19 protein-coding genes are annotated in these 22,830 nt (G+C 59.6%); 6 read left to right on the top strand and 13 right to left on the bottom strand.

What is annotated here, in order from left to right:
• Window positions 1-58: 58 nt before the first annotated feature.
• Window positions 59-679: a WKL family lipoprotein gene (locus F4V60_RS07995; RefSeq protein ID WP_075730104.1), complete on the bottom strand. Its 621-nt coding sequence runs from the start codon at window positions 677-679 to the stop codon at window positions 59-61.
• A gap of 170 nt (window positions 680-849) precedes the next feature.
• Between F4V60_RS07995 and F4V60_RS08000 the strand changes: the two genes are divergently transcribed.
• Window positions 850-1,788 (top strand): asparaginase, encoded by a 939-nt coding sequence (locus F4V60_RS08000; RefSeq protein ID WP_075730105.1) that lies wholly within the window; start codon window positions 850-852, stop codon window positions 1,786-1,788.
• Between the two features lie 13 nt (window positions 1,789-1,801).
• On the opposite strand, the gene F4V60_RS08005 is transcribed toward F4V60_RS08000, so the two are convergent.
• The gene (locus tag F4V60_RS08005) at window positions 1,802-3,226 is read right to left on the bottom strand and encodes a DNA polymerase IV (RefSeq protein ID WP_075730106.1); all 1,425 of its coding nucleotides are present in this window, start codon (window positions 3,224-3,226) and stop codon (window positions 1,802-1,804) included.
• 202 nt (window positions 3,227-3,428) lie between these two features.
• Between F4V60_RS08005 and F4V60_RS08010 the strand changes: the two genes are divergently transcribed.
• Both F4V60_RS08010 and F4V60_RS08015 read left to right on the top strand, forming a co-directional pair.
• Window positions 3,429-4,079, top strand: coding sequence for a GntR family transcriptional regulator (locus tag F4V60_RS08010; protein ID WP_075731209.1), 651 nt, complete (start codon window positions 3,429-3,431; stop codon window positions 4,077-4,079).
• A gap of 149 nt (window positions 4,080-4,228) precedes the next feature.
• A complete protein-coding gene (locus F4V60_RS08015; RefSeq protein WP_075731211.1) occupies window positions 4,229-5,413 on the top strand; it encodes an MFS transporter in 1,185 nt (394 codons plus the stop codon).
• An 87-nt stretch (window positions 5,414-5,500) separates the two neighbouring features.
• Here F4V60_RS08015 and xylB read toward each other — a convergent pair whose 3' ends face one another.
• Together xylB and F4V60_RS08025 are read right to left on the bottom strand one after the other, a co-directional pair.
• Window positions 5,501-6,904: a xylulokinase gene (xylB, locus tag F4V60_RS08020; RefSeq protein WP_075730107.1), complete on the bottom strand. Its 1,404-nt coding sequence runs from the start codon at window positions 6,902-6,904 to the stop codon at window positions 5,501-5,503.
• A gap of 44 nt (window positions 6,905-6,948) precedes the next feature.
• Window positions 6,949-7,782, bottom strand: coding sequence for a DeoR/GlpR family DNA-binding transcription regulator (locus F4V60_RS08025; protein ID WP_075730108.1), 834 nt, complete (start codon window positions 7,780-7,782; stop codon window positions 6,949-6,951).
• 418 nt (window positions 7,783-8,200) lie between these two features.
• Between F4V60_RS08025 and F4V60_RS08030 the strand changes: the two genes are divergently transcribed.
• The 3 genes from F4V60_RS08030 to F4V60_RS08040 all read left to right on the top strand — a co-directional run bounded on the left by F4V60_RS08030 (window position 8,201) and on the right by F4V60_RS08040 (window position 12,420).
• Entirely contained in the window at window positions 8,201-9,559 is a 1,359-nt protein-coding gene (locus F4V60_RS08030; RefSeq protein ID WP_075731213.1) for an RbtT/DalT/CsbX family MFS transporter, read from the top strand.
• Window positions 9,560-9,652: 93 nt separating this feature from the next.
• Window positions 9,653-11,164 carry a mannitol dehydrogenase family protein gene (locus F4V60_RS08035; RefSeq protein WP_075730109.1) on the top strand — a complete coding sequence of 504 codons (1,512 nt, stop codon included), beginning with the start codon at window positions 9,653-9,655 and terminating at the stop codon, window positions 11,162-11,164.
• A 248-nt stretch (window positions 11,165-11,412) separates the two neighbouring features.
• Complete coding sequence (locus F4V60_RS08040) at window positions 11,413-12,420, top strand: HNH endonuclease signature motif containing protein (protein WP_075731215.1); 1,008 nt, start codon at window positions 11,413-11,415, stop codon at window positions 12,418-12,420.
• Between the two features lie 200 nt (window positions 12,421-12,620).
• Here the strand turns inward: F4V60_RS08040 and ileS are convergent, their stop codons facing one another.
• The 9 genes from ileS to F4V60_RS08085 all read right to left on the bottom strand — a co-directional run bounded on the left by ileS (window position 12,621) and on the right by F4V60_RS08085 (window position 22,830).
• Window positions 12,621-15,806 carry an isoleucine--tRNA ligase gene (gene ileS / locus F4V60_RS08045; protein ID WP_075730110.1) on the bottom strand — a complete coding sequence of 1,062 codons (3,186 nt, stop codon included), beginning with the start codon at window positions 15,804-15,806 and terminating at the stop codon, window positions 12,621-12,623.
• A gap of 329 nt (window positions 15,807-16,135) precedes the next feature.
• Window positions 16,136-16,462, bottom strand: coding sequence for a hypothetical protein (locus F4V60_RS12770; protein ID WP_075730111.1), 327 nt, complete (start codon window positions 16,460-16,462; stop codon window positions 16,136-16,138).
• A gap of 106 nt (window positions 16,463-16,568) precedes the next feature.
• On the bottom strand, window positions 16,569-17,735 hold the full coding sequence (locus F4V60_RS08055) for a DivIVA domain-containing protein (RefSeq protein ID WP_075730112.1): 1,167 nt from the start codon (window positions 17,733-17,735) through the stop codon (window positions 16,569-16,571).
• A 299-nt stretch (window positions 17,736-18,034) separates the two neighbouring features.
• The gene (locus F4V60_RS08060; RefSeq protein WP_075730113.1) at window positions 18,035-18,328 is read right to left on the bottom strand and encodes a YggT family protein; all 294 of its coding nucleotides are present in this window, start codon (window positions 18,326-18,328) and stop codon (window positions 18,035-18,037) included.
• Between the two features lie 90 nt (window positions 18,329-18,418).
• Window positions 18,419-18,868 carry a cell division protein SepF gene (locus tag F4V60_RS08065; protein ID WP_075730114.1) on the bottom strand — a complete coding sequence of 150 codons (450 nt, stop codon included), beginning with the start codon at window positions 18,866-18,868 and terminating at the stop codon, window positions 18,419-18,421.
• Window positions 18,869-18,996: 128 nt separating this feature from the next.
• Complete coding sequence (locus F4V60_RS08070; RefSeq protein WP_075730115.1) at window positions 18,997-19,734, bottom strand: YggS family pyridoxal phosphate-dependent enzyme; 738 nt, start codon at window positions 19,732-19,734, stop codon at window positions 18,997-18,999.
• Window positions 19,735-19,787: 53 nt separating this feature from the next.
• A complete protein-coding gene (gene pgeF, locus F4V60_RS08075) occupies window positions 19,788-20,543 on the bottom strand; it encodes a peptidoglycan editing factor PgeF (RefSeq protein WP_075730116.1) in 756 nt (251 codons plus the stop codon).
• A 30-nt stretch (window positions 20,544-20,573) separates the two neighbouring features.
• A complete protein-coding gene (ftsZ, locus tag F4V60_RS08080; RefSeq protein WP_075730117.1) occupies window positions 20,574-21,887 on the bottom strand; it encodes a cell division protein FtsZ in 1,314 nt (437 codons plus the stop codon).
• Between the two features lie 253 nt (window positions 21,888-22,140).
• On the bottom strand, window positions 22,141-22,830 hold the full coding sequence (locus tag F4V60_RS08085; RefSeq protein ID WP_075730118.1) for a cell division protein FtsQ/DivIB: 690 nt from the start codon (window positions 22,828-22,830) through the stop codon (window positions 22,141-22,143).

The raw sequence follows: 22,830 nt of genomic DNA on the forward strand, positions 1-22,830 counted from the left end.
CCGCGAGCGATTCTTAAGACGCGCATAGCCCCTCAATACGAATACTTATTGAGAACTCTTATTGAGCGGGGACTTCCTCTCCGGGTGCTCCCTCGGCGGGGGCGCCTTCAGCGGGAGCTTCCTGCATTGGAGCCTGATCAGCCGGGGAAGCGCCAGCAGCGGTGTCGGCGCACATAGCCGGGACTTCTTCCGGAGGAACGATATTGGTCACCAACGTGCACGCCCACGACTTCGAGAGCTTCCAGTGCCCATCCTCGTAAATGAATTCAACCTGGTCAGCGGTCTGCCCCTGGCCATCTGGCGTAGAGAAGTTGACCGTGGCCAAGGCGGAATCCGGGACTAGACCGGGCAATACAGGATCAACTACCTCGAAAACTGCGCCGGATTCAGCCTGGGACTTCGCCATGGTGTCGAAGAGCTCGGGGGCATCTTGTCCACCCTGGACCGTGACGGTCTTCTCCTCCAGCGGAACATTAGGGTCAGCAGCCCGGGCGAGGATCGCGTTAAGATCGGCCGCTGTCGGGGTCTGAGCCTGCGCATCGGTGGTTTCCTGGGCGGCGGTGTTCGGAGCGGCTGAACTACTGGCCGCCGAGGAGCCCTCGTCCGAAGACGAGCAGGCAGCAAGCGCAGTCGCAGCGCAAGCGGCCAACAAACCCGCACTTAATTTGGTGAATTTCACTGTTTCTCCTCACAAAGTGTAAAAGCGCGCGGCGTACACGCACCAATTTCTAACCCTCCACTGTATAGGGACGCAGGCTTATACCCGCTATCCCGTGCCCGCGAACACCTAATTCGCCAGCCAACTCACAGTCAACGCCACGATTAATCCATGGTCTAACCTAGGAATGCATGAGCCTCTCCACTGCCCCGCACCAGACCATAGCGCTGATAGCCACTGGCGGCACCATCGCGTGCACCACTAACGCCGCAGTTGAACTCGTCCCCACCGTGACTGGACAGGACTTGGCTGCTTGCCTTGCTTCTGCAGCCAATATAGAAGTTATTGAATTCCGGCAGTTGGATTCGTCCGATATTTCTTTGGCCGATCTTGACGCGCTGCGCGCCGTCGTGGCCCAACAGCTACGCCGTCCAGACATCTCCGGAGTATTGATAACTCATGGCACGGATTCCATGGAGGAAACCGCCTTCGCACTCGATATCTTCCACGGGAGCGATAAGCCCATCGTCCTTACCGGCGCGCAGCGCGCCTTCGACCATCCCAAGGGTGATGGCCCGGGTAACCTGTGCGATGCCGTGGGACTCATGCGCCGTCAGCCTGCAGGTGTGTATATCCAATTCGGCGGGGTCAGCGTTCGCGCTCGGGGGGCACGCAAGCGCCACACAAGTTCCCTCGTGGCTTTCGAGGCCATGGCCGTCTCCCCCGGGCTTCCCGGGGTATTTCCCCTGCCTGCAGCCTCACTTGCGGCCCATCCTGTCGCCATCATCGCCGCCTATCCCGGCGCGGAAGCCACGCTTGTCGATGTCGCCTCTGCACACTTCCCCGGCATCGTCATTGAGGCCTTGGGCTCCGGAAACATGAGCACCGCCATGGGCCAGGCCGTGGAACGCGCGCTCGACCGCGGCGTGGCTGTGGTCATCTGCACGCGGGCACCTTATGGCGCGACCGCCATGGTCTATGGCGGCGATGGCGGCGGCGCCAGGCTCAATGCCAAAGGCGCGGTGAGCGCTGGCGAGTTTCGCCCGGGTCAGGCTCGAATCCTGCTCTCCGCCGCACTGGCCAGCGGCGTGCCTGTGAGCGAAGCCTTCGCCACTGCCCCGGCGTTTTAGCACTCCCTTTCATCTAGCTCTCAGCAGCAAACCACTCCGACCAAGCCAGCGAGTCGAGCGGATCCGCAGGTTTTAGCGCCGGATCGTCAACAGCGAAGGATTTGCTCTTTCCCCGACCCGTCGCTCGAGTTTCAAAGCGCACGCTGACCACCCCGTGCCCCGTTCCTTGTACCCAGCCATGGCCGTAATCGGGGTGATAGACATCTTCCGTGGTCCGCCACGTCTTTTCTGCGTCTCCCGGGTCTTTCGCGTTCAGCGTCAGCCCCTCCACCACCGTCTCCGAGGACATGGCTTCGCCTTCTGGCCCCACGACTGCTCCCCCGACTCCGGTTTCAAAGTCGTTGTCTGGGGCAGGCGGACGAACCAGCTCGCGATCTAGCTCAGGGAAGAGGACGTTCTGCCTGGCCTCCTCCAGTCCCGAGTAGCTCACCCCAACAAGTCTTATAGGCCCCAGCTCTTCGGGATACCTGGCCAGCCGGAGCGCACTGGCCTGAAGCACCTTAATATCGTCGGTGGCATAAGGCAGCGTTGATGAGCGGGATTCGATGTGGAAATCCGCCATCCGCAGCTTCACCGTCACAGTCCGGGCGCCGCGCCCGTCCTTCAGCAGACGCCGGTGCGCTCCCTGTGCTGCTCTGAGGATCGCGGCATCGACCTCTGTGACACTGAGTAGGTCTTTGGGGTAGGTATGCTCCGTGGAGATTTGTTTGGAAATGGCACGGGGTGCAACCTCCCTCTCATCTATCCCCTGCGCGAGGCGCCACAGCTGAATACCAACCGTGTTGCCGAGCGAGATTTCTACCTCTTTCTGAGTCATGTTCGCCAGCTGGCCAATAGTCTCCACCCCAATGGAGCTTAGTTTCGAAGCAGTAACCGGCCCCACGCCCCACAGCTTCTTCGCCGCCAGGGGGTGCAGCATCTCAATCTGCTTGTTTACAGGAATGACAAAGGTCCCATCGGGCTTGGCTTCCCCGGACCCAATCTTGGCAAATTGCTTACCCGACCCAGCACCAATGGAGCACGGCAGTCCTGTCTCCTCACGGATAAGGGCACGCAGATTCTCTGCCCATTCAAAAACCTCCCCGGCGCTGGCCCCGCGCAGGGCCACGGGCTCCATGAAAGCCTCGTCGATGGATAGCTGCTCGATGACACCGACGTGGGCAGCGATGATTCCAAACACACGCCGAGAGGCAGCTGAATACACCGCATGACGTGGCATTACAACCACTGCCCGCGAGCCCACGAGCTGTTGCGCACGAAACATCGGCATGGCCGAGTGCGCCCCATATTCGCGTGCTTCATAGGATGCCCCCGCAACCACGCCACGGCCTCCTAGGCCGCCCACGAGAACTGGCCGGTCGCGCAAAGTCGGCCGGGTGAGCTGTTCGACGGAGGCAAAGAAGGCATCCATGTCGATGTGTAGGACCCAGCGCTGCATGTATTTTAGTGTAGAAACAACGCCCTTATTCGAGCAAAGCTGCCTCCCGTCCGCTTAACCTCTCCGCTTGAGACGTGAGGCTCAACCTTGAGGCTTAAGACATGGCGGGCCCTGTGTATCTCTTAGCTCTCACGTTCGCGCACTATGAGCAATGTCTCACGACAAGTAGACAAAAAGTACTTCTTGCATGCAAGCTGTACACATGCAGAATGTAAGCACAGCTACCCCGCCGGCGGCGGAACGCGCCTATTGCTTCGTCAAGGCCAACATCATTGAAGGCACCTTCGATGATTCGGAGATGCTCTCGGAAGCGGCCTTGGCTTCGCAACTAGGCATGAGCCGAACCCCCATGCGTGAGGCTTTCTTGCGTCTCGAGGTTGAGGGCTTTATCAAGCTCTATCCCAAACGCGGAGCCCTTGTGGTCCCGATTAGCCCGCGGGAAATCCGCGAGGTCTTCGAGGCTCGCATGCTTGTCGACGAGCACTCTGCAACGCATATATGCAACCTCAGCGGCTCCGAACGCGACGCCATCGCGGACGTTTTGGATGCCATCATCGCGGAGCAAACCGCCGCGCTCGACGCTGAGGATCTTGGCACCTACGCTGAACTCGATGCCAAGTTTCACCAAACGATCATGGATAACGGCGGAAACAGCCTGTTGGCGAACTTAGGCCATACCCTTCGCGAGCGCCAACAGCGCTTTACCGCCAAGGCAGTCGGGCGCAACTTGGAGCGCGCCCGCGCCTACGTAGCCCAACACAAAACACTAAGTGCTGCCCTGCAAGCCGGCGATTTGACTTCCTATTTGTCCATCCTCGACGACCATCTCAATTCCTCAAGGAAGCAACTGTGACTGTCTCTGCACAACCCAACCCCACCGTCAAGGAGGGTTCACCCGTCGCAGAAGTTTCCAAAGAAGCTTCTGTCCAAACCCCCAAGCTCGACATTGATGTCGCCGGAAAGACCTACGCCAAGCACTCATGGTTCCCCGTAGCCGGCACCATGATCGCCGTGGCTTGGGGCGGTAATGAATTCACCCCGTTGCTCGTGATGTACCGGGAGACGTCAAACTTCTCCCAGGTCACAGTCAACGGCCTACTCGCTGCCTATGTCATCGGCATCATTCCCGCGCTGCTTATCGGCGGCCCGCTCTCCGATCTCATTGGACGCCGCCCCAGCCTTCTTCCCGCTGCCCCGCTTTCCCTCATCGGCTCTTTCCTCCTGTCCATCGCCCCGCATGAGCCCCTCGTCATTGCCTTGGGTCGCATCTTGTGCGGCATGGCTTTGGGCCTAGTCATGGCCGTGGGTTCGACATGGATCACCGAGTTGGTTGCTCGTGCTGGCGGCGATCCAGCCGCAGGTGCTCGTAAAGCTTCGTTGTGCTTGACCGTAGGATTCCTCGTCGGTGCCGGGATCGCTTCCGTGCTGGCGCAGTGGGGACCATGGCCTACACACTTGGCCTATGTCTTGCACATCCTTTTGACCTTGGTTACTGCCATCTGGCTCACCAAGACCCCAGAGACTAGGCAGCCGCACGATGTGACGGTCAAAGAGACCATCCTTGAGCTGCGCGTTCGCGACATGCTGGCCATGCTCTACATTCCTACTGCAGCTCACAAGCGCTTCCTGCGCGTGGTCGTCCCTGTTGCACCGTGGGTCTTTGGTTGTGCCGGCGCTGCTTATGCTCTGCTGCCGCAGCTCTTGTCGAGCTCAGCTGGCCAGGAACCTATCGCCTTTTCCGGCCTGATGACAGTCATCACCCTGGGTTGCGGCGTAGGCGTTCAGATGGTCGGCCGAGTAATCGATACTCACAAGTCAGCTCGTGCCTCCGCTATCGCAATGGCAGTCATCACCGTCGGCACCATCTTGGGTGCCATCGCTGCAAAGACGTTGTCGCTGCCTTTGGGCATCGCCGCAGCAGCCAGCATGGGTGCCGGTTATGGCTTGGCCCTCGTTGCCGGCCTGTCTGAGGTACAGCGTATCGCTGGCGAGCGTGAACTTGCTGGCCTGACTGCAGTGTATTACTCCATTGCCTACACCGGATTCTTCATCCCGATGGCTTTCAGCGCGCTTGCCCCGCTGATTGGGTTCACCAACCTCTTCATCATCGGCGCAGGCCTCGCCGTCGTCTGCCTTGTCAATGTTGCTTGCGCTTGGCGCTCGCACCTGCCAGGCACGCGCCGCTAGGGCGTAGTAACTAAAACAATGCGGCGGTCTAGTTCCCAGATGTGGGTTCTAGACCGCCGCACTGTTTTGCGGCCATAGTGCTGGCAATTAGAGTTGCAAGTCACCGAGAGCTTGGAAGTCTTCGGTCATATCGCGCAGGCGTTGATAGCGCTGCACTGGCAGTGGATCGTGGTCCCCGGTATAGACCGTGGTCCCGGCTGCGCTCCACTGCGGCGGGGTGGCAGAACCGCTCAGTGCCCACGCTGCCTGGCGAGCTGCGCCCAGAGCAACGTATTCGCTCGGCTCTGGGACCACCACGTCCACGCCGAAGATCTGCGGCGCGATGATCCGCATAGCCTCGCTCTTGGCCGCCCCGCCGATGAGCAAGACACGCTTGGCCGGGGAGCCGGTGACCCGCTCGATGGTCTCGACGGCATCAAACATAGAGCACAAGAGCCCCTCGACCACTGCCCTCGCGATGTCGGCGCGAGTGGTGTCAGTGCGCAGTCCCGAGAACATGCCGGTCGCGTTCGGGCGGTTGGGCGTTCTTTCCCCATCGAAATAAGGCAAGAGTGTCACACCGTTCGCTCCGGGAGGAGCCGCCAGTGCCAGCTCAGATAGCCCGGAGTGGTCAACGCCCAAGAGCATGGCTGCGAAATCAAGGACCTTCGCACCATTAAGAGTGCAGGCCAGAGGCAAGTACTTTCCGCTCGCATCGCAAAAGCCGGTGACAAGACCGGAAGGATCAGCGACCGCGTGATCACTAATCGCGCTGGCCACACCCGAGGTCCCCACCGAGACGCACACGTCGCCCGGCTGCAGGTCAAGCCCCAGCGCCGCCGCCATGTTATCGCCTGTACCTGCGGCAATGGCGGCCCCGGAGGCCGTGGTGCCCACGATCTCATTGGGCTCTGCCACCCGCGGGAGGGTTACCTCGTGGCCGAGATACTGCGCGGCTAGTTGCGGGAGGAACTTGCGCTGCCACGGGCAGTAGTAGCCGGTGCCAGAGGCATCGCCATGATCCGTCGTCAATTCTTTTCTTCCGCCCAGCTGCCAAGTCAGGTAGTCGTGGGGCAAGACTACAGCCGCTGTCCTGGCGGCATTGTCAGGCTCGTTGTCGCGCATCCACCGCAACTTCGTGCCGGTAATGGAGGCCACCAGCACCGAACCGGTCAGGCTGGCGCTCTCGGCAGGTCCGCCCAACTCCTCAACCAGCTGCGCAGCCTGCGGTGCCGAGGAAGTGTCATTCCACAACATCGCGTCACGGATCACCTCGCCCCGTGCGTCGAGGGGGACCATGCCGTGTTGTTGTCCCGCAACCGAGACGGCATCCGCCTGCTCGATGAGGCCGGCCGTAGCCCGGTCCATCGCTGAAATCCACGCTGCGGGATCCACTTGGGTGCCTGCCGGGTGGGTGCTGCGGCCCTCGTCTACAATCCGGCCAGTGGCGGCGTCGACAAGCAGGGCTTTGCATGACTGCGTCGAGGAATCGATGCCAAGTACATAGGTCATTGCTGTGCTTTCTTTTATTTGATTTCAGAATCTATTTCGGAACGCTATTTAAGGATTGCGGCGGTAGGCAGTGTCGGTTCAGGAGCCGGGGTATCCACAAGGTGAATCCTTGCACCCGATTCACGCAGCTGCTCGCTCTGGGCGGTGCTCAGGTTGGAGTCGATCACAATGTCATCGAAGCTCGCTAGGCTCGCCACGAAGTGCATGCCGAAGTTAAGAAACTTCGAGGAATCTACGACCAGGATCTTGCGCGTGCCGAGTTTAACGAAGGAAGCCTTCGTAATCGCCGCGTCCTCATCTGGGTGATAGATGCCTGTGCCGTTGATGCAAGTGGTGGACACGACAGTCACCGAAGCGTGCAGACGGTCCACGGCTCGGCACGTTGCGGTACCTAAGAAAGAATCTGTGGCGGCGACGTAGCGCCCGCCCACGCCGGTGAGCACCAAGTGCGGAGTGGACTTACTCACCACCGTCATGAGCTTGAGGGAATGTGTGATGATTCCAGAAGGCTGGGCCGCTAGAACGAAGGGCAAGCAGGCCTCGACTGTGGTGGAATCATCGAGCGCAACGACATCACCCTTACCTATGAGAGTTCCCACTTCCTGAGCCAACGCGCTCTTAACCGCCGTGTTGGTGGCGCGCCTGATAACGACATCGCGCTCAGTGAACTCCTCCTCGATGGCACGTGCTCCCCCGCGGATACGCTCGAGCTTCCCGGCTTCCGCCAACTGCTCCAAGTCACGGTGAATGGTCATGGGACTTACCCCAAAGTGCCGCGCCAACTCCTCAGTGCGGGCATGACGCTCGACGCGAATCCTGTCCAGAATCTCTGCCCTGCGCGAGTCCACGCCCAAGCGCGTTTCTGCCGCATCGTCCATGGGGAGCACCTCCTTGACCTCGTCTGCACAGTGTTAGTTGCTTCTGTTAGTTGTTTCTTGTTTTTCAATCCAACTTTTCAATGCCAGCGTGAAACTGCGCCGGTTTTTAACAAAAATATCACATATATCCGGGAATGAATGAGAAATTCCTTGTTAAACGGGCCCAGTCCCCATGCGCGCGCCTCGACGAGGGGTAGTTAATCACACATAGTCAACATCATTTCACGTAAATATGTTGACTTCTGTTATTTTGGTGTTAGTTTATGAAATGTAGCTCACATCGCTTGACATACTAACAAGATTTCACATAATTCATCGTTCACGTATTCCTTGGGCCCGGGTGCTCTCTAGGTGCCTCCTCCGCATGTGACGCATGAACTCACACAAGCATTCGACTCTAGAAACGGAGTTCCTCCTCATGGCGCACGATGTCGCACCTCCCGAAACTCTGATAGAACGGATGGGCCTACCACGCCCCCTCCTGTGGGGCTTTATCGGCCTCGCGATCTTCATGATCGGCGACGGCGTGGAAACCAATATCCTCGAGCCCTTCCTCTCCGGCGAGCACGGTTTCACCGTCTCCTCGGTGGGCACCCTCGTTACCGTCTACGGTGTCGCCGTGGCGGCGGCCGCCTTCTTTGCAGCAGCGCTCTCAGATCTCTGGGGCCCACGCAAAGTCATGATGCTCGGCGCGAGCATCTGGGTGGTATTTGAATTGCTCTTCCTGCTCGTGGCGCTCACCACGAGCAACACCGTCCTCGTGTTCCTGTGCTACGGACTCCGCGGCTTTGGCTACCCGCTCTTTGCCTATGGATTCCTCGTGTGGATTACAGCCGTCTCCCCCGCCGCCAAGCTAGGCACGGGCACCGGTTGGTTCTACGTCGCATTCTCCGCAGGTCTCCCCACTTTGGGCGCGCTCACAGCGACAATCTCGATGTCCCTATTTAACCTCGACTTCTACGAGACGCTCTGGCTCTCGCTGGTGCTCGTCATCATTGGTGCTCTCTGCGCTTTAATCGGCGTCAAAGAACGCATCGGCCGCGCGCCCCTGGTGGAAAACTCCGAAGATGTCGCCGCCACTCTCGGAGCCTCCTTCCGGCTCTTAGCCCGGGATCGTCGCGCTCGCTTCGTCGCCTACATCCGCACCATTAACTCCATCCCCACCTATGCCATGGCCGTGTTCTTCCCGGTGTACTTCACCGAACGCCTCGACTGGCCGCTGGCATGGTTCCTTATTCTGACCACCGTCATCTACGCCGTGAACCTTCCCTTCAACCCGCTCTACGGACGCGTGGGAGATAAGCTCGGCTGGTCCAAGACCGTCGTCTGGGCAGGCTGTCTTGCCTGCGCCGTGACCTTGTCACTGGTGTACTTCGTCCCCATGATTTCCGTCGGCCTCGGTTTGCCCGATGGCGTCGGCTTCGCCCTCACCCTGGTCTGCGGCGCGCTCTTCGGCATCTCCTTGGCCGGATTCGTTCCACTGTCTCCCATCGCGGTATCCCTCAACCCCTCTCGCCCCGGCGCTGCCATGGCCGCATACAACCTGGGCGTGGGTGGCGCTGTCGCCGCAGGCCCCGCACTGGTGGCAATCTTCTACCCGCTCGTGGGAGCAACTGGCCTCATCTGCATCTTCGTCGGCCTCTTCCTCCTCGCCGCGTTGATGACGCGCTCGCTACGCGGGACCCAGCCAGGCTTCGACGGCGTTCCCGCGCTCAGCGTCAAGGAGACCTTCGAGGAGGCTGCCGCACGCGACGAGGTCAAAGACCCGTCCCGGTAGCCTAACCTGCCCCCTCCGACCTCATAACTCAAGTCCCGAAGTCTAGTTCTGAAACCTGTTTCTGTACCTTCCGCAAAGGAGAACTCCCACCCCATGTCCACTATCCATCTATCCAATTCTGCTCTCGACACCATCGCCCGAGACACTGACGTGCACGTTCCCGGCTACGATCGCTCAGCCATAAAGCCCGGAATCGTCCACTTCGGTGTGGGTGGCTTCCACCGTGCCCACCAAGCGCTCTACATTGACCGCCTCCTGCGGCAGGGTGAGGCCTTCGACTTTGGGATCGTGGGAATGGGCGTCATGCCTTCCGACGCCCGCATGCGCGACGCACTGCACTCCCAGGACTGCCTCTACACGCTCACCGAAAAGTCTCCCGATGGCACCCTCAACTCCCGCATCATCGGCTCCATCATTGACTATGTCTTCGCTCCCGACAATCCGGCGGCGGCGGTCTCCGTACTGGCACGCGAGTCCACCAAAATTGTCTCGCTCACGGTCACCGAGGGCGGGTACAACTTCGACCACGTCAAGGGAGAATTCGACTTCACAAACGAGCGCGTCGCCGCCGATATAGCAGAGCTCAAGGAAGGACGCACCGAGAGTCTGCGCACCTTCTACGGCCTTATCACCGCTGGCCTGATTGCCAGGCGAGCCAGCGCTCAAAAACCCTTTACCGTCATGTCTTGTGACAATATCCAGGGCAACGGGGAGATGGCCCACCGCATGTTCCTCGCTTTCGCCGGTGCGGTTGATGCCGAACTCGCGCAATGGATCGACGCGGAGGTATCTTTCCCCAACTCCATGGTTGATCGCATCACTCCCGAAACCACGGACGCAGAAAGGGAAGAAATCAAAAGCGCCTACGGCTACGTCGATGAATGGCCGGTCGTATGCGAGGACTTCCTACAGTGGGTTCTTGAGGACAACTTTGTCGACGGGCGTCCGCCCCACGCCGATGCCGGCGTCGAGATGGTCACGGACGTTGTTCCCTATGAGCTGATGAAGCTCCGCCTGCTCAACGCCTCTCACCAGGGCCTGTGCTACTTCGGATACTTGGCGGGCCACCGCCTCGTCCACGATGTCATGGCGGATCGGCGCTTCGCTGACTTCCTGCTGGCGTACATGGAACGCGAGGGAACCCCCTCCCTGCGTCCGCTGCCGGGAGTAGACCTCGACGCCTATCGCCGGGAACTCATCGCACGTTTTGGCAACGCGGCGGTCAAAGACACGGTCGCACGCCTGTGCGCCGAGTCCTCGGATCGCATTCCCAAGTGGCTACTCCCCGTGGTTCGAGAGAACCTCGCCAGCGGTGTGGCCCCAGTTACTCTATCCGCGGCCATCGTCGCCTCTTGGGCGCGCTACGCGGAAGGGGTCGATGAAGATGGCGAGCCCATCGCGATAAATGATCGGATGGCACAACGCCTGCAGGAATCTGCCTCACACAACCGCGAGGATACTCTCGCTTTCCTGCGCGACCGTGAGGTCTTTGGTGACCTCATCGACGAGCCGGAGTTCACGAGCGAATACGCCCGCATCCTGACCCTGCTCCACGAGCGCGGCGCGGAGGATACCCTCGACACGCTGCTCGCGGAGCTAGTTTAGCCTGCCTGGGTCTTTCTCTAGGGGCTTTTCCGCTTTTAGAATGCATTGGTTTTGTTGGTCGGTTGTCCTCCGCTTGGGCCTGATCCTTCAGGATAGGCCGGATGGCCTTGCTCCCGCACTGCCTAATTCTGGCGAGGCGGCCCGCCTGTGGATAACCGGGGCGGTGCGGGTGAGTTATCCACAGTTTTCCTTGTTCGGTGCGGGTTGGGGATTGTCGTACCGCGTGGCGGTGTCTTAGCGTGGCGGTCATGGGCTTGCAGGAGTACTTCGCACAACTTAGCCGAGGTGTTGACCTCGTTGCTGAGTGCTCGGGGCTATCCGCGGCGGACCTTGAAAAGATGGGGGCTAGCGCGCAGGATGCCGCCGAGCTTATAAGCCTGCACACCATCTACTTCGGCCCCACACCCTATACCGGCAAGCAACGCTCGGCCGTTAACTCTGCTCGGCGTACCGGGCACACTCTGAGTACCCTGCGCCAGATCGAATCCTTTACCCGCCGCATTACAGGGAAACTGGATGCGTGGAACCTGCGGTTGGAACTATGCGCCACGCCAAGCGAGCAGGTTACTGCGGTAGCCAGGCGCCGGCTGCGCGAGATGCGTGTCCCCCGCACGTATTGCGAGCGCGCGATGCTACGCCAACACCCCAACGGGCTAGCTACCTTGACAGTGACCGGCAATGGGTTAGATATGGCAGATGCCTTCCGAACCATCGACCAGCAGCATCCGGGTAAGAGTTTTATCGCCCGCATGCTCGGCAAGGCAGACGGGGCCCCGGCTGGGCGTACTCGTGTGACGACCATGGCAGTCCTCCAGTTGGAGGACTACGGGAAGCTTGTACGCCGCGAGCGCGATGATGTGATGATACGCACCACCAGTGGGACTGTTATCACCGGCGCGCAGCTTGTAGAGCGTGCCTGTGCTAACGAGGGTCTTATTACGGTGATAAGTCGGGCGCAGGGGCCGGTGGACTTATACCGCTTTGAGCGCTTCGCCTCAACAAAGCAGCGCACAATGCTCGCAGCAGAGCACCCCACGTGCGCGTGGCCGGGCTGTAACACCCCGGCAGAGCGGGGCCAGTTCCACCATCTCACGCCGTGGAAGCACGGCGGGGAGACTAACGTTGCCAACCTGGTGACCTTGTGCAACTACCACAACGGGGTTAATGAGGATGATCCGAATGCGCCACCACAGCGCGGGCGCCTTACCCGCCAAGGCGGGACAATAGTCTGGCAACCCCCGCACACCAGCCGTTAGGACAACACCGCCTAACGGCGACTTCCGGCACCCCAAAAACAAACCCAGCCGGCCAAGCACCAACAATGGTCAAGACTGTGACTGTGCGGTGGAGATGGTCTCGGAAAATACCGGCAAGGGACTCGCGTTTAGCCTGCCACTCCCACCACTCAGTCTTAACCGGAAGAACCTCTCAAGGCCCTTGGTTGGGAGCCCTGAGCCTAGTTCTTGGACACGGTGGCGCTCACGCCCTCGACCACGTCGTGAGCCTCCCCGGCGGGGAGTTCGTCCGTGATAAATAGCTCCGTGGCTAGGACCTCGCTGGCGATGTGATCACTAAAGCGCTGCGCCCACTCCAACTTCTCTGCTGGGACTGCCAAGACAACCCGGATGCGATCCGAGACTTCGAGTCCCGAGGCCTTGCGGGCGTCCTGGAGCCCACGGATGACGTCGGCAGCCCAGCCCTCGGCCTCGAGTTCCTCAGTGACCGTGGTGTCTAGGACCACAAGTCCCTCGAGATTCTCGATGCGTGCGGTGGAATCCGGGTCTGCTGCCTTGAGGCGCTCCGTGTACTCGTCGGGGCTGAGCACAATATCGCCGTCGACAAGCACGTCGGAGCCTTGGCGCACATAATTGCCAGCCTTGAGATTCTTGATGGCACGCTGTACGTCCCTACCCAAACGCGGACCGGCAACCTTGGCGTTGCAGACCACATCGAAGGTGCCTGCCGCACTCACATCATCGGTGAGGACGACATCCTTGACGTTGACCTCATCACGAATGATGTCCTTGAAATCCGCCAGCTGAGCAGAGCCAGCCATCGCCACAGTGAGCTTGGGAAGCGGCAGACGGTTGCGCAGCTTATTAGCCTTGCGCACCGAAGACGCAGCCGAAGCTACAGCGCGAGTCGCATCCATCGAGGCCACTAGTTCTGCGTCGGCGGGGTAATCGGATGCCTGCGGATAGTCCGTCAAGTGTACGGAGCGATCCCCCGTCAGTCCGCGGTAGATGACCTCGGAGATATGCGGGAGCAGCGGCGCAACCACGCGGGTTACGGTCTCTAGAACCGTGTACAGGGTGTTGAAAGCCTCCGGATACTCTTCATCGCCAGCCCAGAAACGCTCGCGAGAGCGACGTACGTACCAGTTCGTCAGAGCATCGGCGAAAAGGCGCACCTCCTCCGTCGCGGTGGCAATGTCAGTGTTGGCAAGTGCCGCATTGACGCTTTCCACCAAGTCATGCACCTTGGCCAGGATGTAGCGGTCAAGCACATTGGTCGAGCTGGTATCGAACTTCGCCTCCTTTCCGGCATAGAGCTGCAGGAAGGTATATGCATTCCATATGGGCAAGATGGCATGACGCACGCCCTCTCGGATGCCCTGCTCGGTGACGATGAGGTTACCGCCGCGCAGGATGGGTGAGGACATGAGGAACCAACGCATAGCGTCAGAACCGTCCCGGTCGAAGACCTCGTTGACGTTGGGGTAATTGCCCTTCGACTTCGACATCTTCAGCCCGTCATTGCCCAAGACGATGCCGTGAGCCACGACCTTCTTGTAGGCCGGACGGTCAAAGAGCGCCGTGGAGAGAACGTGCATGACGTAGAACCATCCACGAGTCTGCCCGGAATACTCGACAATGAAGTCTGCCGGCGAGTGAGTCTCGAACCACTCCTTATTCTCAAAGGGGTAGTGCTTCTGCGCAAAGGGCATGGAACCAGACTCGAACCAGCAGTCGAGCACGTCAGGCACGCGCACCATCATGGACTGGCCCGTGGGATCGTCCGGGTTCGGACGTGTGAGCTCGTCGATGTAAGGACGGTGCAGGCTCGTGGGGCGGGTGCCGAAGTCACGCGCCAGCTCGTCAAGAGAACCGTAGACGTCCACGCGGGGATAATCCGGGTTATCAGATACCCACGCCGGGATCGGCGCTCCCCAGTAGCGAGTGCGGGAGATGTTCCAGTCACGGGCGCCCTCGAGCCACTTGCCAAACTGTCCATCGCGGATGTGGTCAGGCAGCCATTCGATTTCCTCATGGTTGAGCTCCACCATGCGGTCACGGAACTCCGAGACCTTAACAAACCACGCAGGCAGCGCCTTGTAGATGAGCGGCTCGCCTGAGCGCCAAGAGTGCGGATAAGAGTGCTCTATGGTGACGTGACGAAGGACGCGACCGGCAGCCTTGAGATCCTTGATGATGTTCTTGTTGGCACCAAAGACTAGCTGGCCGGCGTAAGGAGGTACCTGGGAGGTGAACTTACCATCCTCGTCGACGGGGATCACCAGCTCGATTCCGTACTTGTTGCAGCTACTCATATCGTCTTCACCAAAAGCCGGGGCCTGGTGAACAACACCGGTGCCGTCCTCGGTGGTGACATAGTCTGCTTCGATGATCTGGTAGCCGTTCTTCAGATCCGGGAAGAAGTCGAAGATTGGCTGGTAGCGGAAGCCAGCGAGCTCAGAACCCTTGAAAGTAGCAAGAACCGGCGCGTCTTTGCCCAGCTCCTTGGCATAGGCCCCACGCAGGGCATCTGCCAGAATCAGAGTCTTTCCGGCGAAAGCGCCCTCAGCGGTGACCTGGACCAGAACATAATCAATGTCAGGATTAACGGCCAAAGCCGAGTTGGATGGCAGCGTCCACGGCGTGGTGGTCCACGCGATGAAGTCGGCCTCACCAAGCTCAGGGTGCTCAGCCAACGTAGTCTCCGCTGCAGTCCCCGGCAATGCGCCAACGACCGGGAAGGTCACCGTGAGAGTCGGATCCTGACGCATTTTATAAGAGTCATCGAGACGCGTTTCCTGATTAGACAGCGAGGTATGCTCTGCCCAAGAATAAGGAAGAACCCTAAATCCCTGGTAGATAAGGCCCTTGTCGTAGAGTTCCTTGAAAGCCCACATGACCGATTCCATGTAGTCAAGGTCCATGGTCTTATAACCGTTGTCGAAGTCTACCCAGCGCGCCTGGCGCGTGACGTAGTCTTTCCACTCATCGGTATATTCCAGCACGGACTTGGCGCAGTACTCGTTGAACTTGGCCAGACCCATCTCCTCAATCTGAGCCTTGTCGGTGATGCCTAGCTGCTTCTCCGCCTCTAGCTCAGCAGGAAGACCGTGGGTATCCCAGCCGAATACTCGCGGCACATAATTGCCCGCCATGGTGCGATAGCGCGGAACGATGTCCTTGACATAGCCGGTAAGCAGGTGACCATAGTGCGGCAAACCATTAGCAAAAGGCGGGCCATCGTAGAAGATGTACTCCGGGCAATCCTCAGTCCTGGCCAAGGAAGCCTTGAAAGTGTCATCGTCCTTCCAGAACTTCTGAACCTGCTCTTCCATATCCGGGAAACGGTGGGAACCGCCTGTCATGTCGACCTTGGGATACACCCCGCCCACGTTGTTTACGCTCATCTGTGCAATCAATCCTTCACTCGTCATCTACGGTGCACAGGGACGCATCCACAAAGATGCGCGGTACCACCCTGTTTGGCGCCTGCTCTAGGTGCCCGCTTGATTGGCAGTGAAGGAGATTTCGGTCCCACCCGCTCGGTTCTAATGATGCCTGCGCTTAGCGCCGACACTTTCTTCCGAAATGCTCCCACGGTGATAGCCGGATCAATGCATCTGCGAAGAGTATAGCGCGCCTGTCAACACACAGTGCACTTGAGGTGGGCACCCAGCGCAGAGTCACGCATTCTCTTCAACTTGGAGTGCACAACAGAATCAAGCAGAGGGAGGGCTTAGACAGAGGGGCTGTTTGGACCAGGTTCCCCTGAGTCGCTCGTGGTTTTTCCAATGCCGGGAAACTCGCGACTGTGGCTGCGAGAAGATGGATGGTGCTCAGGCTCTTCTTCCTCGTGTGTGCCGGAGACAGCCTCAAAGGCTTCCACTTGAGCTTTCTTTGCTTTGTCTTGACGCTGTTTGCTCGTCCAATCGATAACAAAAAGAATAAGCCCTAGGCCTGCAGTGACAAATAGCACGACGAGCGACCACGTAGCGGGGTTCAAAATGTAGTTAACAAAGGCAACGAAGGACACGAAGGCCAACACGAGGGTGGCTATGAGCATGTGGGTGCCCTTCCTACTCAGGGGTGGTGGCTGCGATAAAACCACAATAGCGCCCCCAGCCACTAAGTGGCGGGAGCGCTACACGGAGAGCGGAGATAATCTACCGCTAGTTATGGGACTTTCCAGCGTCACCGTTGGGGGCAGCGGTGCCGCGGGTCTCCAGCTCCTCGAGCTGGGACTGCAGGAGAGTCTTGAGGCGAGTGCGGTACTCACGCTCGAAGGTACGCAGCTCGGAGATGCGAGCCTCGAGTGCAGTCTGCTGCTGCTTCACCGTGTTCATGACCTCGGTGTGCTTCTTCTCAGCATCTGCCTGGAGCGCGGCAGCCTTGTCCTCTGCCTGGCGGATACGGGCCTCAGCACGGGCGTTGGCCTCGGATTCGGTTTGGCTAGCCTTCGCCTCAGCGTCAGAGACGAGCTTCTTGGCGCGGTTACCAGCGTCGAGCAGCTGTGCATCGTACTTCTTCTGTGCGTCAGCCAGCTGAGCCTTGGAGCGCGTGTCCGCCTCAGAGAGCTGCTTCTCGGCAGCAGCGCGGGCATCCGCCAGCATGGAGCTGGAATCGGCCTTGGCCTCGGAGGTGAGACGATCTGCCATTTCCTGAGCCAAGCCCAGGACGCGGGCGGCCTGCATGTGGGTATCCGGAGTGGCAATGCCACTAGCAGCAGCGGAACCAGCCGCAGCAGCGGTGCTGGCCTTGGCCGGCGTAGCCTTCTTCAGATCCTCGACCTGCTTCTTCGAGCGCTCCAGCTCGCGCTTGGCCTGTGCAGCCTCAGCGCGTGCTGCCTCTAGCTCCTTCTTGGCCTGCGCGGCTTCCTCACGCGCAGACTTTAGATCGGCATTTCCTGCGGAGGACGCCGCCGCGAAAGCGGAGCCTGCAGGGCGCTCGGAGGCAGAAGCCTGCTTGGCCTTAGCGGCCTCAGCAGTTGCGGTCTTAGCCTGCTCCTGGGCGGTGCGAGCCTCGTCCTTAAGCTTTGCAATCTCCGACTTGGAGTCCGCCAGCTTAGTCTCGTATTCCGCGCGCAGCTTGGACTCAACCTCGTGGCGAATCGCAGCCTCGTCAGCGCCCTTGGCGGGAGCTGCACCGGTACCTGACTTAACCTGGGAGGTGAGATCCTCGACCTGCGCCTGCAAATCATCGTTCTCATCCTGCAGCTGGGCAAGGGTGTCCTCTACGAGATCGAGGAACTGATCTACCTCGTCCTCGTTGTAGCCACGCTTGCCAATCGGCGGCTTGCTGAAAGCGACGTTGTGGACATCAGCTGGTGACAGTGGCATTGACTTCTCTTCCCCTTCAAGTCGGTTCGGCCCCGGTAGTTCCAGAGCTGTGAAGATGCAAACCCTTCCCGCGCTAACACGCGGGTCGAATCCACAATCAATCTTGTGCGGTCAATAATACGTATTGTCTTAAATCATTGTAACCAATCGCTAACATTATCCCACGTTGGCCACAGTCTCAATATCAACAAAAGGGTTGGGGTTTAGGATTTGGGCCCCTAGCGCCTCTCGACGCACGCGCGCCCTATCCTCTCGCACCCACGGACGTACACAGCGTTTTAAACGCTGGCGGCCCGAATCTATCCAAAGAAGATGATGCGCAGAACGATGGAAAGCAAAGACAAAATGAGGAATAAAACGATGATGGAAACATCGAGGGCGACCCCACCCAGGCGCAGCGGGGGAACTATCCTGCGCAGGGCCTTAACTGGCGGATCCGTGACTACAAAGAGCGGTTCAGCCAGGACCATAAACCACCGCGGCGGGTTAAATTGCCGCGAGAAAGACTGGACCATCTCGATGAGGATGCGGGCGATGAGAATCCACGTATAGATTCTCACCAAGAAAATTAAAATGATTCCAAATTCAGTCACGTTAAACGAGCCTATCGGAACTACCCCCGTCTTTGCAGATTTAGGCCAGTCCCGTTGCGTCTCGCCGCACGCCGGCCCGAGAGCGCGCCACTAACGCAGGCCGGCCTCGTGCTCAAGTTCCGCGTTGCTGAAGTCTGCGTCCTTGGGAACGATGGCAAAAACCTTGCGGTCAGTCTTTAGCACCTTGGTCAGGTTGATCATGCGCCCTTCCAAAGCGAAGCACAGGCCTGCTGCAAAGTCGACGAAACGCTTAGCCGCACCGCGCTCAGCATCGGTCAATTCGAAGACTACGGCATCTCCCTCACGGAAGGGTTCGCCCACTCGGGCCGCGTCATTGAAAGAAGTCAGGGAGATGGCAACGATGCGGGGCACGAATTGCTCCTCCTCAACAACAGCGACAGAGCCATAAGCAGAACGCGGGGCATAGGCCGCAGCACCGTTGCTCTCGTAGCGACGATCCTCCGCGAAATAAGCCTCGTCAGCTTCGACGTCCATCGGCCCCAGGCCGAAGAACTCTTTCGTCTTGTTGAAAAATTCCATTGATGGGTCTCCCTCGTGACCGAGAACGCTAGTGCCAGAATCCCAAAAAATACCGGCAACTAAAGTTGCTATTGTTACTGATGTTACTTGAGTGATTTATACCGTGAAGTGCGCGTTTACGATGATTTTCAAACTACTGGCCGAGGCCCCATGATGCCGGTTCCGACACGCACAATATCGGTGCCCGCGGCGATGGCAGCACCCATATCCGCACTCATTCCGGCAGAAAGCAAAAGCTTGCGACCCAAGCCCTCCGTCATCTCATCGGTGAGCGCACGCGTCTGTTCAAAAACCTCACTCGCATCGCCGCCGAGAGGGGGAACAACCATGAGGCCCTGGAGACTAAGGTGCTCTAGTTTTTCTACCTCAGCCACCAAGTCACCGACGCCCGCGACAGGTACGCCACCGCGTGCAGTGTCAGCATCGGCAGAAACCTGAATGAAAACGTTTAGGCCCCCTTCCCTCTCACCGCGTTCACATGCAAGGGCTACCCCGCGGTCGAGGGCTTGTGCGAGCTTTGAAGAATCCAAAGAATGTACGCTTCGAGCCCAGCGCGCAACGTGATTAGCCTTCTTCGTCTGCACTTGGCCAATCATATGGAAACCGATCTCGGGCAACTGCGCCGCCTTGGCTCGGGCCTCTTGCTCGCGATTCTCGGCCACATCTGTGATGCCAAGCTCCCCCAGTAAGGCGATGTCTTCCGCGGGATGGAACTTCGTCACCGGCAAAAGCTGCGGTTGTTCCCTGCCCGCCGCTTGAGAAAGCTCCGCAATGCTGGCCCGGGTGCGCTCCAACCCCCGGCGCAGCTCCTCTTTGCGCTTGCTCGCCGCTTCCAGTGTCAAGGCAGTGGATTCCTGCTTGCTCATTAGTGTTTTTCCTTCAGTCTTTTTCTATGCTTCTATCGGCCTCTGTTACAGGCCTAGTCTTGCGCCGCCTCGAGCCAGATAACCCCAGCTTGCCGGCCGGTTGTTCCCTCGCGCCGATAGGAGAAGAAGTCCTCATCCTCAATGGTGCAGCGCGGATCGGAGTGAATCGCCATTACGCCGAGCCCGAGCAATTGGCGCACAAGTCCACGGCGCACATCGACGCCCCATGACCCCTTAGAGGTGCGCACCTTAGACCCGGGCAGGTGCTTGTCGACGTCTACTGCCATCGCTTTTGGGACCTCGTAATTCGCCCCGCACGCAGCAGGCCCCATGAGCACCTGGATAGCTGCGGGCCGCGCGCCAAGGTCCACCATGGTGCGAACAGTCTCCGTGATTATACCGTTGCGCGCGCCCAGCCTGCCCGCATGGGCTGCGGCTATCACCCCAGCCTCGACGTCGACAAGCAGGACCGGGGTGCAGTCAGCCACCAACACCGCCAACCCGAGGCGGCGGCACTGAGTAACTATGGCATCGCTCGCGGGCACTGGGTCCTCGCGCGGGACCTCGACCACAGTGACTGTGTTGGTATGGAGCTGTTCCATCCACACGATGTCCTCGAGGCCTAGGACACGTGAGAGCCGCGCCCTGTTTGCTGCGACGGCCTGTGGATCATCACCCACGTGATCTCCCAGGTTGAAAGAATCATAGGGAGATGCGGAAACCCCGCCGGCACGGCTTGTAAAAACCATGCGGACGGGGCGGGAACGCGCATCTGGCGCGGTGAAAGGTGCTTCCTCGTTTACTGGCATGCACTCCAGATTAGCGCGTTAGAGTAACGCTTAGCGCATGAAGGAAGGCACGTCGAGGTCATCATCACCATCGTCATCGTGGCGCGCGGCAGGGCGTGAGAGACGGTAGTCATCACGACCCTCCTCGCGGCGATCATCGCGCTGGAAACGCTCGGAGCTGGTAAAGAGGCCGCCCGACTCGCCCCCACGGCTAGGAGCCTGGGGCTCGCGCTCGCCAGCGCGAGGCTCATAGGAGTGGCGCGGTGCGTAGCGGTCCTGAGCCGGATCCTCGGCATAGGCTGGTGCCGGGGCCGGGGTAACGGGCTCGGCCTCGCCACGGTCGCGGCTATCAAAAAGGGAACCGGGCTTGCGCTCCGCCTCCGCCTTATCCTGCTGCTGCGCCTGAGCGGCCATATTAGCCTGGGCATCGAAGCCGGTTGCGATGATGGTAACGCGCACCTCGTCACCCAAGGTGTCATCAATGATGGTGCCGAAGATGATGTTGGCATCCTCGTCCGCGCGCTCTTCAACCATCGATGCCGCGGAGTTGACCTCGTGCAGGCCTAGATCAGAGCCGCCAGCGATGGAGAGCAACACGCCCTTGGCGCCTTCCATGGTGGACTCAAGCAGCGGCGAGTTGATGGCCTGCTCTGCGGCGGTCATAGCGCGGTTGTCGCCGCGGGCAGAACCGATTCCCATGAGGGCGGAGCCCGCATCCGACATCACGGAGCGAACGTCCGCAAAGTCAACGTTGATCATGCCCGGAATGGTGATGAGGTTCGTGATTCCCTGCACTCCGTTATGGAGCACCTCGTCCGCGGCGCGGAAGGCCTCGACGATGGAAAGCTCCTCTCCACCTAGCTGCATGAGGCGGTCGTTGGGGATGACGATGAGGGTATCGCACACCTCGCGCAGCTCCTCGATGCCGGCCATGGCCTGGCGGGTGCGGCGCGCACCCTCGAACTTGAAGGGACGGGTAACCACGCCGACGGTCAGCGCGCCCATCTTCTTCGCGATGGAGGCGACTACCGGCGCAGCACCGGTGCCGGTTCCGCCTCCCTCACCCGCGGTAACAAAGACCATGTCGGAGCCCTGCAAGGCTTCCTCAATCTCGGTTTTGTGATCCTCGGCGGAGGTCTTGCCCACCTCGGGGTTGGCACCGGCGCCCAGGCCACGGGTGGCCTCGCGTCCGATATCGAGCTTGGTATCGGCATCAGAGAAGATCAGTGCCTGGGAGTCGGTGTTGATGGCGACAAACTGAACGCCTTTGAGGCCTTCTTCTATCATCCGGTTAACGGCGTTAACGCCGCCACCGCCGACGCCGACGACCTTGATGTCCGCAAGGTTGTTGCTGGAAGAGATCATGTGAGGTGTGCTCACCTTTCGCTAATAAAAACTGCAGTTGCGTAGACCGTAAACGAGGAAAAATGCATTCCGCATCCGTGCGCCCCTTTAAGCCAAGAAGCGGTTGCTTCCATCTTCGATGAATGTGGCGGAAAATTCGCGTTCATTTCGCCGCGTGTCGGTACCCTCAAGGACTACTTTAGGGTTGCTGACGTGCGGGTATTCAGATCACACCCGCCACATCCGCCACAGCAATGCTTGGCGACGTCGCCCTTTAGTCCCGCGCGGTGACTAGCTCCGGGTTGGAAATATTCCAGTGCTGACCATCCATCTTTAGCACCGTGGCAAAGGCACGGGCCTTGTTTGCATCATCGCCATCACTGGCCCCCCAAAAGACACTGCGCCCATCCCGCAAATTAAAGCTAAGAGAGTAGGCATCTTTGACTTCGAGGCTCTCGACCTGCGCACGCAGCTCCGGGGAAAGAGCGGAGATAGCAGCGGCTGCTTGGGCCATCTGCTCACTGCCAGGTTCAACAGAGCCTGTTATCTCTACAGTGCCTTCCGGCGGGGTCTCGCGCACAAAACCTTCACCGGCGCCGTCGATGAGCTCGGAATCATCGCCTTCTTTCTTGAAGGCGATGGCCTTGTGCTCAACCAGCTCAACCTTGAGCTTCGAGGGAAAAGAGCGAGACACCGTTGCCGATTCAACCCAGGGCAAGGAAGCAACCCCGGCCGCCGCTTCGCGCGCATTGACCCGCACGAGGTTTGTCCCTATCCCAACCCTGGTTGCCTCCTCCACTGCGGCGCTGTCGATGTGTTCATTGCCTTCCACAACAAAGCCGCCGACACGCAGGATGGGAAAAACCCACAACGCGGCGCCCACAAGTAGCCCTACAGCGACTATCGCGGCGATGACGCCTGCAATCCATTTGGCGGGGCTTCGAACGCCCTTGTCCTTGCGCAC

This window comes from Corynebacterium flavescens, from assembly GCF_008693105.1.
Classification (GTDB): domain Bacteria; phylum Actinomycetota; class Actinomycetes; order Mycobacteriales; family Mycobacteriaceae; genus Corynebacterium; species Corynebacterium flavescens.